General features: G+C 58.0%; 10 protein-coding genes. 5 read left to right on the forward strand and 5 right to left on the reverse strand.

Annotated features, from left to right (window positions below; all coding sequences use genetic code 11):
• The first annotated feature begins 448 nt into the window (after nucleotides 1-448).
• Nucleotides 449-1,105 (forward strand): methyltransferase, encoded by a 657-nt coding sequence (locus CQ007_RS05695; RefSeq protein ID WP_105644035.1) that lies wholly within the window; start codon nucleotides 449-451, stop codon nucleotides 1,103-1,105.
• A gap of 10 nt (nucleotides 1,106-1,115) precedes the next feature.
• Here CQ007_RS05695 and mnmE read toward each other — a convergent pair whose 3' ends face one another.
• From mnmE to rpmH, 5 genes are all read right to left on the reverse strand, one after another.
• Nucleotides 1,116-2,486 (reverse strand): tRNA uridine-5-carboxymethylaminomethyl(34) synthesis GTPase MnmE, encoded by a 1,371-nt coding sequence (mnmE, locus tag CQ007_RS05700; protein ID WP_105644037.1) that lies wholly within the window; start codon nucleotides 2,484-2,486, stop codon nucleotides 1,116-1,118.
• A gap of 84 nt (nucleotides 2,487-2,570) precedes the next feature.
• The gene (gene yidC, locus CQ007_RS05705; protein WP_105644038.1) at nucleotides 2,571-4,256 is read right to left on the reverse strand and encodes a membrane protein insertase YidC; all 1,686 of its coding nucleotides are present in this window, start codon (nucleotides 4,254-4,256) and stop codon (nucleotides 2,571-2,573) included.
• On the reverse strand, nucleotides 4,253-4,501 hold the full coding sequence (yidD, locus tag CQ007_RS05710; RefSeq protein WP_105644041.1) for a membrane protein insertion efficiency factor YidD: 249 nt from the start codon (nucleotides 4,499-4,501) through the stop codon (nucleotides 4,253-4,255). Before yidD ends, yidC begins: the two co-directional genes overlap by 4 nt.
• Nucleotides 4,494-4,892 (reverse strand): ribonuclease P protein component, encoded by a 399-nt coding sequence (gene rnpA / locus CQ007_RS05715; protein WP_105644043.1) that lies wholly within the window; start codon nucleotides 4,890-4,892, stop codon nucleotides 4,494-4,496. Before rnpA ends, yidD begins: the two co-directional genes overlap by 8 nt.
• Before the next feature lie 14 nt (nucleotides 4,893-4,906).
• Nucleotides 4,907-5,041 carry a 50S ribosomal protein L34 gene (gene rpmH / locus CQ007_RS05720; protein ID WP_105644045.1) on the reverse strand — a complete coding sequence of 45 codons (135 nt, stop codon included), beginning with the start codon at nucleotides 5,039-5,041 and terminating at the stop codon, nucleotides 4,907-4,909.
• A gap of 602 nt (nucleotides 5,042-5,643) precedes the next feature.
• Between rpmH and dnaA the strand changes: the two genes are divergently transcribed.
• Genes dnaA through gyrB form a run of 4 tightly spaced genes read left to right on the forward strand, consistent with a single transcriptional unit; the run spans nucleotide 5,644 to nucleotide 11,817 of the window.
• The gene (gene dnaA / locus CQ007_RS05725; RefSeq protein WP_105644047.1) at nucleotides 5,644-7,128 is read left to right on the forward strand and encodes a chromosomal replication initiator protein DnaA; all 1,485 of its coding nucleotides are present in this window, start codon (nucleotides 5,644-5,646) and stop codon (nucleotides 7,126-7,128) included.
• 50 nt (nucleotides 7,129-7,178) lie between these two features.
• The gene (dnaN, locus tag CQ007_RS05730) at nucleotides 7,179-8,282 is read left to right on the forward strand and encodes a DNA polymerase III subunit beta (protein ID WP_105644049.1); all 1,104 of its coding nucleotides are present in this window, start codon (nucleotides 7,179-7,181) and stop codon (nucleotides 8,280-8,282) included.
• 5 nt (nucleotides 8,283-8,287) lie between these two features.
• Nucleotides 8,288-9,382, forward strand: a complete 1,095-nt coding sequence (gene recF, locus CQ007_RS05735) for a DNA replication/repair protein RecF (RefSeq protein ID WP_105644051.1) — start codon at nucleotides 8,288-8,290, stop codon at nucleotides 9,380-9,382.
• Nucleotides 9,383-9,402: 20 nt separating this feature from the next.
• A complete protein-coding gene (gene gyrB, locus CQ007_RS05740) occupies nucleotides 9,403-11,817 on the forward strand; it encodes a DNA topoisomerase (ATP-hydrolyzing) subunit B (protein ID WP_105644053.1) in 2,415 nt (804 codons plus the stop codon).
• The last annotated feature ends 134 nt before the right edge of the window (nucleotides 11,818-11,951 follow it).

The following is an 11,951-nucleotide window of genomic DNA, read 5'->3' on the forward strand; positions in this document are numbered from 1 at the left end:
AGCTTGGCCCGCCCGCCGTCGTACTGCCTTTCAGATACATATAAGAAAGAAAATATATGAAAAGCTTTATGTTAATGCTGTAAATGAGGGCGGCTTTTTCTGTGTATAAGTGAATTTTTCCCAATTAAATCATTGCATTGGCAAAAGCATAAGCCTGTGCTCGAGCTGGGCATAGCCAGTGTCGGGATGGGTTGTGTTCCTGTGTATAAACCGGCGTCTTATCCACAGCGGGTTTCCACCTCCGCTTACTCACAGGCTTATGGACCGGGCTCAGGGCCAGTTGTGCACAGGGTTTATTCAGCGAAAAAGTCTGCAACCACTGCCGGTCGACCCACTCGATTCGGCATACATGGCAATAATTATCTGGAAGCAGTATGTTGGATCGTCATCTGACCAATCGATTTATCGCCAGGGCCGGCGCAGCAGGTCAGATCTACAGGAGGTATTTATGCCCGGTTACGAAACCCGGAAACTGGACGTGCGCGTGGGTGCCCATCAGTGGCAAATCCGTGCGCTGAGCAATCATATGCAATATGCCGACCCCGGCGGGCAGGCCGCACGTGCCGGCATCTGCTCGGCCAGTTGGAGTCTGTTCGGTCAGCTGTGGCCGGCCAGCCAGGCGCTGGCCAGGGCGGTCAAGCAAATCGATATCCACAATCTCCGCATTCTGGAAATCGGTTGCGGCCTGGGGTTGCCCAGCCTGGTACTGCAGCGGCGGGGTGCCGATGTGACCGCCAGCGATCACCATCCACTGAGCGAATCCTTTCTCGACTACAACGCTGCGCTCAACCATCTGCCAGCCATTCCCTATCTCGATCTGCCGTGGACCGATGGGCATGAGGATGTAGGGCACTTCGACCTCATCGTCGGCAGCGACATTCTTTATGAACGCAATCATGCGGATATGCTTGCCGGGCTGATAAGGCGTATCGCCGCTCCTCGGGCGAAGGTCCTGATCACCTGCCCCGGGCGCGGCTACCGCAACCAGTTCAGCCGCTTGCTACAGGCACTGGGGTTCCAGCTGACGGAAACGCGGATGGCGTTCAGCGAAGGGGAAAAGCCACCGTTTCGCGGACGGTTACTGTGTTATCGGCGGGGAATGTGAATGCTGAGCCTCACTTGCCGATGCAGAAACTCGAAAAAATCCGCCCCAGCAGATCATCCGCACTGAACTCCCCGGTAATCTCTCCCAGCGCCTGCTGCGCCATGCGCAGGTCTTCGGCGAGCAGCTCGCCGGCGCCGGCCAGGGTCAACTGGTCGTGGCCATGCTGGAGGAAGTCGGCGGCGCGCTGTAGCGCGTCGAGGTGACGGCGGCGGGCGCTGAACAGGCTTTCTGCGGTCTGTTCGAAGCCCATGCAGGTTTTCAGGTGTTCGCGCAGCAGCTCGATGCCCTCGCCGCTGCGGGCGCTGAGGTGCAGGCTGACGCTGCCATCGGCAGCGGCCTGCAGGCCGACCGTTTCGCCGCTGAGATCGACCTTGTTGTAGATCAGGGTGATTTTCGCCGGATCGGGATGCTGGTCGAGGAATTCCGGCCACAGGCGGTCCGGATGGCGCGCTTCCGGTTGGCTGGCATCGACCACCAGCAGGATGCGGTCGGCTTCGGCGATGGCGGCCATGGCCCGCTGTACACCGATCTTCTCCACCACATCATCGGTGTCGCGCAGGCCGGCGGTGTCGATGATATGCAGAGGCATGCCGTCGATGTGGATATGTTCACGCAGGATATCCCGGGTGGTGCCGGCGATATCGGTGACGATGGCGCTGTCCTTGCCGGCCAGGGCGTTGAGCAGGCTGGACTTGCCGGCATTCGGCCGCCCGGCGATGACTACGTTCATGCCGTCACGCAGTAGTGCGCCCTGGCCGGCTTCCCGCTGCACCTGGCCCAGCTGTACCTGGACCTGCTGCAGCTGGCTGAGCACATGACCATCGGCAAGAAAGTCGATTTCTTCCTCGGGAAAGTCGATCGCTGCTTCGACATAGATGCGCAACCCGATCAGCGCTTCGGTCAGCGCCTGCACCCGCTGGGAGAAAGCGCCCTGCAGCGATTGCACGGCATTGCGCGCAGCCTGCTCGGAGCTGGCCTCGATCAGGTCGGCAATGGCTTCGGCCTGGGCCAGGTCCAGCTTGTCATTGAGAAACGCCCGTTCGCTGAATTCACCGGGGCGAGCCAGTCGCGCACCGCCATCCAGGCAAGCCTTGAGCAGCATGTCCATGACCACCGGGCCGCCGTGGCCGTGCAGTTCCAGCACATCTTCGCCGGTAAAGGAATGCGGGCCGGGAAAGTACAGGGTCAGGCCCTGGTCGAGCACCCTGTCGCCATGCTGAAAGGCGCCGTAATGCGCGTGCCGCGGGGTGGGCGTGATGCGGCTGATCTGCTGGGCGATCTGCATTGCAGCGGGACCGGAAATCCGCACGATGCCGACCCCACCCTGGCCCGGCGGAGTGGCGATGGCGGCGATGGTATCGGCGTGGTACGGGCGGCTCATGAGGTTGTCCTGCAGTAATTGGCGGAAGCGGGATAGCAAAACGCCCCGATATCGGGGCGTTTGCGTCTGCGCTGGCGAGGGCGATCAGTCCTTCGCCGCGGCGCCTTCGATCTGCCGGGTAATGTACCACTGTTGCGCGATCGACAGGATGTTGTTGACCACCCAGTACAGTACCAGACCGGCCGGGAACCACAGGAAGAAGAAGGTGAAGATGATCGGCAGCATCTTCATCACCTTGGCCTGCATCGGGTCCGGCGGGGTCGGGTTGAGCTGCTGCTGGATGAACATGCTCGCGCCCATCAGGATCGGCAGGATGAAGTAGGGATCCTTCAGCGACAGGTCGGTGATCCAGCCCAGCCACGGTGCCTGGCGCATCTCGACGCTTTCCATAAGGGTCCAGTACAGGGCGATGAACACCGGCATCTGCACCAGGATCGGCAGGCAGCCACCGAGCGGGTTGATCTTTTCCTTCTTGTACAGCTCCATCATGCCCTGGGACATTTTCTGCCGGTCATCGCCGTACTGCTCACGCAGTGCCTGCAGCTTGGGTGCGACCCGGCGCATGTTGGCCATGGAGCGGTAGCTGGTTGCCGACAGCGGGAAGAACACCAGCTTGATCAGGATGGTCAGCAGGATGATGCTCCAACCCCAGTTGCCGACCACACTGTGGATCAGGCTCAGCACCCAGAACAGCGGCTGGGCGATCCACCACAGGAAGCCGTAGTCGACGGTCAGTTCCAGGCCGGGGGAGATGGCCTTCAGACGATCCTGCAGTTTCGGACCGGCATAGAAATCGGCACTGATGGTCGCCTGCTCGCCGGCCGACAGGTTCACCGCCGGGCTGACGAAGCCGACGATATAGTTGCCCTGGCTGTCCTTGCGGGTCTGGTAGACATGTTGCTGTTCGGCATTGGGAATCCAGGCGCTGACGAAATAGTGCTGCAGCCAGGCCGCCCAGCCGCCATCCACGCTTTCGCGCAGATTGGCCTTGTCCATGTCCTTGGTTTTCAGCTTGGTGTAGGACCCGTCGGCACTCCAGTAGGCGGCACCCAGGAAGGTGGCCATGCCGGTGGCGCTGGAACTGGAGGGATCGCCGCTTCTGTCGCGCTTGATCTGGCCGAACAGGCTGCCGTTCCAGGCCGCGTCGCTCTGGTTGTCGATCAGGTAATCCACATCGATCAGGTAATCACCACGGGTAAAGGTGAAACGCTTGATGTAGTTGACGTTGTTCTCGCTGAAATGCAGGTCGACGGTCAGTTGCTCGCTGCCTTCGTCCAGGCGATAGCTGGTCTGCTCGGTGCTGTACAGCGGACGACCATTGGCCCGGGCATCCGGACCATTGCGACCGGCCAGCCCGCTCTGGGCGACATAGGTGCGATTGTTGCTCTGCTCCAGCAACTGGAATGGCAGGTCCGGACGATCCTTGCGCATCGGATATTCCGGCAGCGACAGCGAAACGATATCGCCACCCAGCGGGTTGATCAGCAGATGCAGGGTATCGGTTTCCACCCGGATCAGGCCACTCGAGGCGGCAGGAGTCTGCACCGGGGTGGTCGGAATGTCGTTGGTACCGGGCTCGACAGCCTGGGGGACATCGTCATCCCCGCCATCGCTGGCCGGCAGCGATGGCAGATCACCGCTGGCGGCGTTCATCTCGGTTTCGCTGGCCGGCAGCGGCGCACCCTGACCGTAGTCATTGTTCCACTGCAGCACCATGAGATAGGTAATCACGAGCAAGGCAGCTATGAGGATGTTTCGTTGCATGTTCATGGTTTATTGGCCATCTGAGAAGAACGGTTGTTCTGAAGTGGTACAGGATCATAGCCACCCGGGTTCCAGGGATGACAGCGGGACAGGCGCCGTGCACTGAGCAGACTGCCCTTGAGAAAACCATGCTGTTCGATGGCTTCCTGGGCGTAGCAGGAACAGGATGGGTAGAAACGACAATGACTGGCCATCAGCGGACTGATAGCGTAACGGTAAACCTTGATCAGTCCGAGCGCGAGACTACGCATTGGATGATGGGGATCCGGAATTGCGGGAGCGATTGTACTTGTCAGCGGCCTTGCTTAGCCGGCGCCACATGTCCTTGAACAGGGCGTGCAGCGCAGCATTGTCAAGCTCGCCCAGGCCCTTGCGGGCCAGGACGACAATATCCAGGTTGTCCAGTTCAGCACAGTGATGTCTGAAGGACTCGCGGGCAATGCGTTTGATCTTGTTCCGATCGACCGCATGCCGGACATTTTTCTTGGCAATGACCAACCCCAACCGTGCATGTGGCTGACCGTTATGCCGGGCCAGCAGCAGAATGTTGGGGCCTGAGGCCTTACAGGTAGCTCCATCGAATACGTTCTTGAACTGTGCGGGCGTCAATAGCCGGTGTTCAGGACCGAATCCGAGATCCACCTGTAGTTCCGGTCTTAAGCTGACAGCTGTTTACGGCCTTTGGCACGACGACGAGCCAGAACGGCACGGCCGTTCTTGGTAGCCATACGAGCACGGAAACCGTGGTTGCGCTTGCGCTTCAAAACGCTGGGTTGGAAAGTTCTTTTCATCTTCAGATACCTGAGTAATTCACGACAGAGCCGCTAAGCCCTTTCAAGGGATCGGGAATTCTAGAGAAGAAGGGGCCGCAGGTCAATTTGAATTATTCCCCAGGCAGATAAACAAGAATACAAAGAGAAAGATTTTTAAAAGATTACTTATGTAGATCTTAATGGTGCAGCCGTTTTCTGTGGATAACCCTGGCAACGGCTGTCATCCCGCCCGTTTCAGCCGACAGAAAGGCAGTGGGTAAGTTGTGAGCGGGGCGGGCCTGTTGCTGTGCTCCGGCTGTGGATAAGCGGGACGGATATCCACAGCCGGAATTATCCCCGGTTTCGTACGTGGCTTGCCAACACCCTGATACAGACTTTGTCCACAGGGCTCATGAGGCCCGTCTTGCAAGGGTTTGCTGAAAAAAAGCAGTTGCCAGACGGACGAAAAGCTGTCAGCCGAGGATTTCTCACGCCGGCTCACCCGGGCATGCTTGCGTGTGGATAAGTGAGGGGGGAAAGGCTAGAATGCACAGTGTTTTCGCAGGCTAGCCGGTAGGCTGTCCTGCGCGAATCTTTCATCAAGCAACTCGAGCCGTGCAGGCTTGACGTCGGGGGATTTAGTGTCTGTTGTACTCTGGCAGCAATGCATAGACTTTTTGCGTGATGAGCTTCCATCCCAGCAGTTCAATACCTGGATTCGTCCCCTGCAAGTGGAAGGCGATAATGCAGAGCTGCGCTTGTACGCACCGAACCGCTTTGTGCTGGACTGGGTCAACGATAAGTACCTGAACCGCATCCAGGAATTGCTGGATGATCTTTCCCAGGGGCAGGCGCCTCTGGTGTCGCTGTTGATAGGCAGTCGGCGCAGCACTGCGGCGGCTCCCCCCGCAGCAGCTGCGCCGGTGATGACGCCGCCTCCGGCTGCTCGCTCCGAGGAGCCCTACCAGGCCCCGCCGCCAGCGCCGCGCTCATCGAGTCAGACCCAGGGCTTTCAACCCGAGCCCAGATCCTACGACAAGATAGATGAAGAGGAGCCGCGGGCTCCGCAGCGGGCCGACCAGGCCAGCAATCCGGTGGTCAAGCACACCAGCTATCTGAATCGCAGCTTCACCTTCGAGAACTTCGTCGAGGGTAAATCCAACCAACTGGCCCGGGCTGCGGCCTGGCAGGTGGCGGATAATCCCAAGCATGGCTATAACCCGCTGTTCCTGTATGGCGGCGTCGGTCTGGGCAAGACTCACCTCATGCATGCGGTGGGCAACCACCTGTTGAAGAAGAACCCGGCGGCCAAGATCGTCTATCTGCATTCCGAGCGTTTTGTCGCCGACATGGTCAAGGCGTTGCAGATGAACGCCATCAACGACTTCAAGCGCTATTACCGTTCGGTCGATGCGTTGCTGATCGATGACATCCAGTTCTTTGCCAAGAAGGAACGCTCGCAAGAGGAATTCTTCCATACTTTCAATGCCTTGCTGGAAGGTGGCCAGCAGGTCATCCTGACCAGCGATCGCTATCCCAAGGAAATTGACGGTCTGGAAGAGCGCCTTAAATCGCGTTTTGGCTGGGGACTGACCGTGGCGGTGGAACCGCCGGAGCTGGAGACGCGGGTCGCGATCCTGATGAAGAAGGCCGAGCAATCGCGCATCGATCTGCCCCACGATGCCGCCTTCTTTATCGCCCAGCGCATCCGCTCCAACGTGCGTGAGCTGGAAGGTGCGCTCAAGCGTGTGATCGCCAGTGCCCACTTCATGGGACGGGATATCACCATCGAGCTGATTCGCGAATCGCTCAAGGATCTTCTTGCACTGCAGGACAAGCTGGTCAGCATCGACAATATTCAGCGCACCGTCGCCGAATACTACAAGATCAAGATCGCGGACATTTTGTCCAAGCGGCGCTCGCGCTCGGTTGCGCGGCCACGTCAGGTGGCAATGGCCCTGTCCAAGGAACTGACCAACCACAGCCTGCCGGAAATCGGCGATGCCTTTGGCGGACGGGATCATACAACTGTGCTGCACGCCACACGAAAGATCGCAGAATTGCGTGAAATTGATGCGGATATCCGCGAAGATTACAAAAACCTGCTACGGACACTGACCACCTGAGCGTGTGTGCCAAGCAAATTGCCAAACCTGCACGAGGTCGAAGGAAGACAATGCAATTTACCATCCAGCGCGAAGCCCTGTTGAAGCCACTGCAACTGGTGGCAGGTGTCGTCGAGCGCCGGCAGACGCTGCCGGTACTGTCCAATGTTCTCATGGTAGTTGATGGAAACACGCTGTCGCTGACCGGTACCGACCTTGAGGTCGAACTTATCGGTCGGATCAATCTGGAAGAAGCAGCCGAGCCCGGTGAGATTACCGTGCCCGCGCGCAAGCTGATGGATATCTGCAAATCCCTGCCGGATGAAGCAGCCATCAATTTCCGTGTCGAGGAAGGCAAGGCCATTCTCAAGGCTGGCCGCAGCCGCTTCACGCTGGCTACCCTGCCTGCCACCGACTTCCCGAATGTGGAAGACGGCGCCGGTGCCATGAGCTTCGCCATCAACCAGAACAAGCTGCGTCGCCTGATCGAGCGTACCGGTTTCGCCATGGCGCAGCAGGATGTTCGTTATTACCTGAACGGCATGCTGCTGGAAATCAACCAGGGCCAGCTGCGCGCTGTGGCCACCGATGGGCACCGCATGGCGATGTGCACCGTGGACGCCAATATCGACTATCAGGAAAAGTACCAGTTGATCGTGCCGCGCAAGGGCATCCTGGAACTGGCGCGCCTGCTGGGCGAGGCTGACGACCTGATCAACATCGTACTGGGCACCCATCATATCCGTGCCACCACCGGCGATTTCACCTTCACCTCCAAGCTGGTGGATGGCAAGTTCCCGGACTACGAGCGTGTACTGCCGCGTGGTGGTGACAAGGTGGTACTGGCCGATCGTCAGTCCCTGCGTAATGCCTTCAGCCGTACCGCCATCCTGTCCAACGAGAAGTACCGCGGTATCCGCCTGATGCTCAGCGACGCGCTGCTGAAGATCCAGGCCAACAACCCGGAGCAGGAAGAGGCGGAAGAGGATGCGGTAGTGGATTATTCCGGCGCACCGCTGGAAATCGGCTTCAACGTCAGTTACCTGCTGGACGTGATGAACGTATTGAGCAACGAGCAGATCAAGATGATTCTGTCCGATGCCAATAGCAGCGCGCTGATTCAGGAATCCGAATCGGACGACAGTCTCTACGTTGTCATGCCTATGCGTCTCTGAGCTATATGCCGCTCAAGAGACTTACCGTCACCGGAGTGCGCAATCTGCACCCGGTGACTCTCCACCCTTCCCCTCGCATCAACCTTATCTTCGGCGCCAACGGCAGTGGTAAATCCAGCCTGTTGGAAGCCATCCATATCCTCGGCCTGGCCCGCTCCTTTCGCAGCACTCGATTACAACCGGTTATCCAACACGGGTTGGATGCCTGCACGGTGTTTGCGGAGGTGGGGCTGAAAGCGGGCGTTACCAGTTCCATGGGGATCACCCGTAGCAAGCAGGCGGATTATCAGATTCGCATCGATGGTCAGACCGTACGCAGTATTGCCCAGCTGGCAGAGACACTGCCATTGCAACTGATCAATCCTGACAGCTTCAGGTTGCTGGAAGGTGCACCCAAACAGCGTCGCCAGTATCTCGACTGGGGAGTGTTCCACGTGGAACATCAGTTTCTTCCCGCATGGCAACGGTTGCAAAAAAGTCTCAAACAACGTAATAGCCTGCTGCGACGTGGTAGAATACAACGTTCGATGCTGGTCCCTTGGGAATCAGAGCTGATCGCGGCCGGGGAACGGATCGATGTGTTCAGGCAATCCTATCTGCAGCGTTTGAAGCCGGTGTTTGAAGACATCCTATCCCGGCTGGTGCCGCTCGATGATCTTACCCTCAGTTATTACCGGGGCTGGGACAAGGAAAAAGACCTGGCTCGGGTACTGGATGACCAGTTCGATCGTGACAGTCAATTGGGATATACCCAATCCGGGCCGCAGCGCGCTGATTTGCGGCTGCGTATCAAGGGAATGAACGCGGTCGATATTCTATCCAGGGGCCAGCAGAAGCTGGTGGTATGTGCGCTGAAGATTGCGCAGGGATATCTGCTGAAGGAAAACGGAACCCATCAGGAGTGCATTTTTCTGGTGGATGATCTGCCCTCTGAGCTGGATGAGCACCACCGTAAGGCGCTCTGCACTTTGCTGGAAGATCTGCAATGTCAGGTCTTCGTCAGTTGTGTGGAAGCGGAACAGATGCGTGATTGCTGGAAAAACGATACACCTCTGTCAATGTTCCACGTGGAACATGGACATATTGTGCAGACCGAATAACGTCTGGGAGTGATTGTGAAATGACCGAACAAAAAGCTTACGATTCATCAAGTATCAAGGTACTCAAAGGCCTTGATGCGGTGCGTAAACGCCCCGGCATGTATATCGGTGACACCGACGACGGAACCGGCCTGCACCACATGGTGTTCGAGGTGGTGGATAATTCCATTGACGAGGCTCTCGCGGGGCACTGCACGGATATCACCATCACCATCCATACCGATGAATCCATCACGGTGCAGGATAACGGCCGCGGCATCCCGACAGACATCCACGAAGAGGGAGTCTCGGCGGCCGAGGTGATCATGACCGTGCTGCACGCCGGTGGTAAGTTCGACGACAACAGTTACAAGGTGTCCGGCGGCTTGCACGGCGTGGGTGTGTCTGTGGTCAACGCCCTCTCTGAAGAGCTGGTGATGACGATTCGTCGGGGTGGCAAGGTATGGGAGCAGACCTACCGCCACGGCGTGCCACAGGCGCCTCTGGAGCCGATTGGCGATACCGACAGCACGGGTACCCAGATTCACTTCAAACCCTCGGCGGAAACCTTCACCAGCATCAGTTTCAGCTGGGATATTCTCGCCAAGCGCTTGCGTGAGCTGTCCTTCCTCAACTCCGGGGTGGGTATCCATCTGATCGATGAACGCGCCGGCAAGCGCGAACTGTTCCGTTATGAAGGTGGTCTGCGTGCCTTCGTTGAATACCTCAACGTGAACAAGTCCACGATCAACTCGGTATTTCACTTCAATGTGCAACGTGACGATGGCATTGGTGTGGAAGTGGCCATGCAGTGGAACGACAGCTTCAATGAAAGCCTGTTGTGTTTCACCAATAACATCCCCCAGCGTGACGGTGGTACCCACCTGGCCGGCTACCGCGGTGCCCTCACCCGCTCGCTGAACAACTACATCGAACAGGAAGGCCTGCTGAAGAAGATGAAGGTCAGCACCTCCGGCGATGACGCCCGGGAAGGTCTGACCGCGATCATTTCGGTGAAGGTGCCGGATCCGAAGTTCTCCTCGCAGACCAAGGACAAGCTGGTTTCCTCGGAAGTGAAGACTGCTGTCGAGCAGGAAATGAACAAGTTCTTCAGCGACTATCTGCTGGAGAAGCCCAACGAAGCCAAAGCCGTAGTCGGCAAGATGATCGATGCTGCACGGGCTCGTGAGGCGGCGCGCAAGGCGCGGGAAATGACCCGCCGCAAGGGCGCACTGGATATCGCCGGGTTGCCGGGCAAGCTGGCCGACTGCCAGGAAAAGGACCCCGCCCTTTCCGAACTCTACATAGTGGAAGGAGACTCCGCGGGCGGCTCTGCCAAGCAGGGACGTAACCGCAAGACCCAGGCGATCCTGCCGCTCAAGGGCAAGATCCTCAACGTCGAAAAAGCTCGTTTCGATCGCATGCTGTCATCCCAGGAAGTGGGCACGCTGATTACCGCATTGGGGTGTGGCATCGGTCGCGAAGAGTTCAACATCGACAAGCTGCGCTACCACAACATCATCATCATGACCGATGCTGACGTCGACGGCGCGCACATCCGTACCCTGCTGCTGACTTTCTTCTTCCGTCAGATGCCGGAGCTGATCGAGAAAGGCTATATCTATATCGCCCAGCCGCCGCTGTACAAGATCAAGAAAGGCAAGCAGGAACAGTACCTCAAGGATGACGACGCGCTGGAGGACTACCTGACCCAATCCGCGCTGGAGGATTCCTACCTGTACGTCAACGAACATGCACCGGGCATCACCGGCGAAGGGCTGGAGCGTCTGGTCAATGAATACCGCGACGTGATGAAAACCCTCAAACGCCTGGGCCGTCTGTATCCGCAGGAATTGATGGAGCACCTGATCTATCTGCCGCGCCTGTCGAAGGAAGATCTGGCAGACAAGGCGAAGATGGATAACTGGTTGATTTCATTTGAGAAAATGGTCAAGGATGGCGAGCGCTCCGGCCAGGAATATAAGGTCAGCCTGCGTGAGGACAAGGAGCGTCAGCTATGGCTGCCGGAAGTGGAAACCCTGTCCCATGGCCTGACCAGCTATGTCACCTTCAACCGCGATCTGTTTGCCAGTAACGACTACCGCACCATGGCTGACCTCGGTGAGAAGCTGCAGAGCCTGCTGGAAGACGGTGCCTACATGCAGCGTGGCGAGAAGAAGAAACCGATCAAGTTCTTCAAGGAAGGCATGGAGTGGATGATGAACGAAACCGCTCGCCGTCATACCATCCAGCGCTACAAGGGACTGGGCGAGATGAACGCCGACCAGCTGTGGGAAACCACCATGGACCCGGAAAACCGCCGCATGCTGCAGGTCAACATCGACGATGCGATTGCCGCGGACCAGATCTTCAACACCCTGATGGGCGACCATGTGGAACCGCGCCGCGAGTTTATCGAGCGTAATGCGCTGGCGGTGTCCAACCTGGATGTGTGATCCCAGGTGTAGGTCGTCAAAGTTATTGGGCATCTCATGCAAAGTAACTGGGTTCACGCAAAGTTAAACGGTCAGTCAAAGTTAAGCGGCTGATCCAGGTAGCAAACAGAAAGGCCCGATAGGAGACTATCGGG

The organism is Pseudomonas sp. MYb185, assembly GCF_002979975.1.
Taxonomy (GTDB): Bacteria; Pseudomonadota; Gammaproteobacteria; order Pseudomonadales; family Pseudomonadaceae; genus Halopseudomonas.

Excerpts from the sequence above, each read along its gene's own strand:
- CQ007_RS05695 (WP_105644035.1), top strand. The coding sequence starts at position 449 with ATGCCCGGTTACGAAACCCGGAAACTGGACGTGCGCGTGGGTGCCCAT.
- mnmE (WP_105644037.1), bottom strand. The coding sequence starts at position 2,486 with ATGAGCCGCCCGTACCACGCCGATACCATCGCCGCCATCGCCACTCCG.
- yidC (WP_105644038.1), bottom strand. The coding sequence starts at position 4,256 with ATGAACATGCAACGAAACATCCTCATAGCTGCCTTGCTCGTGATTACC.
- yidD (WP_105644041.1), bottom strand. The coding sequence starts at position 4,501 with ATGCGTAGTCTCGCGCTCGGACTGATCAAGGTTTACCGTTACGCTATC.
- rpmH (WP_105644045.1), bottom strand. The coding sequence starts at position 5,041 with ATGAAAAGAACTTTCCAACCCAGCGTTTTGAAGCGCAAGCGCAACCAC.
- dnaN (WP_105644049.1), top strand. The coding sequence starts at position 7,179 with ATGCAATTTACCATCCAGCGCGAAGCCCTGTTGAAGCCACTGCAACTG.
- recF (WP_105644051.1), top strand. The coding sequence starts at position 8,288 with ATGCCGCTCAAGAGACTTACCGTCACCGGAGTGCGCAATCTGCACCCG.
- gyrB (WP_105644053.1), top strand. The coding sequence starts at position 9,403 with ATGACCGAACAAAAAGCTTACGATTCATCAAGTATCAAGGTACTCAAA.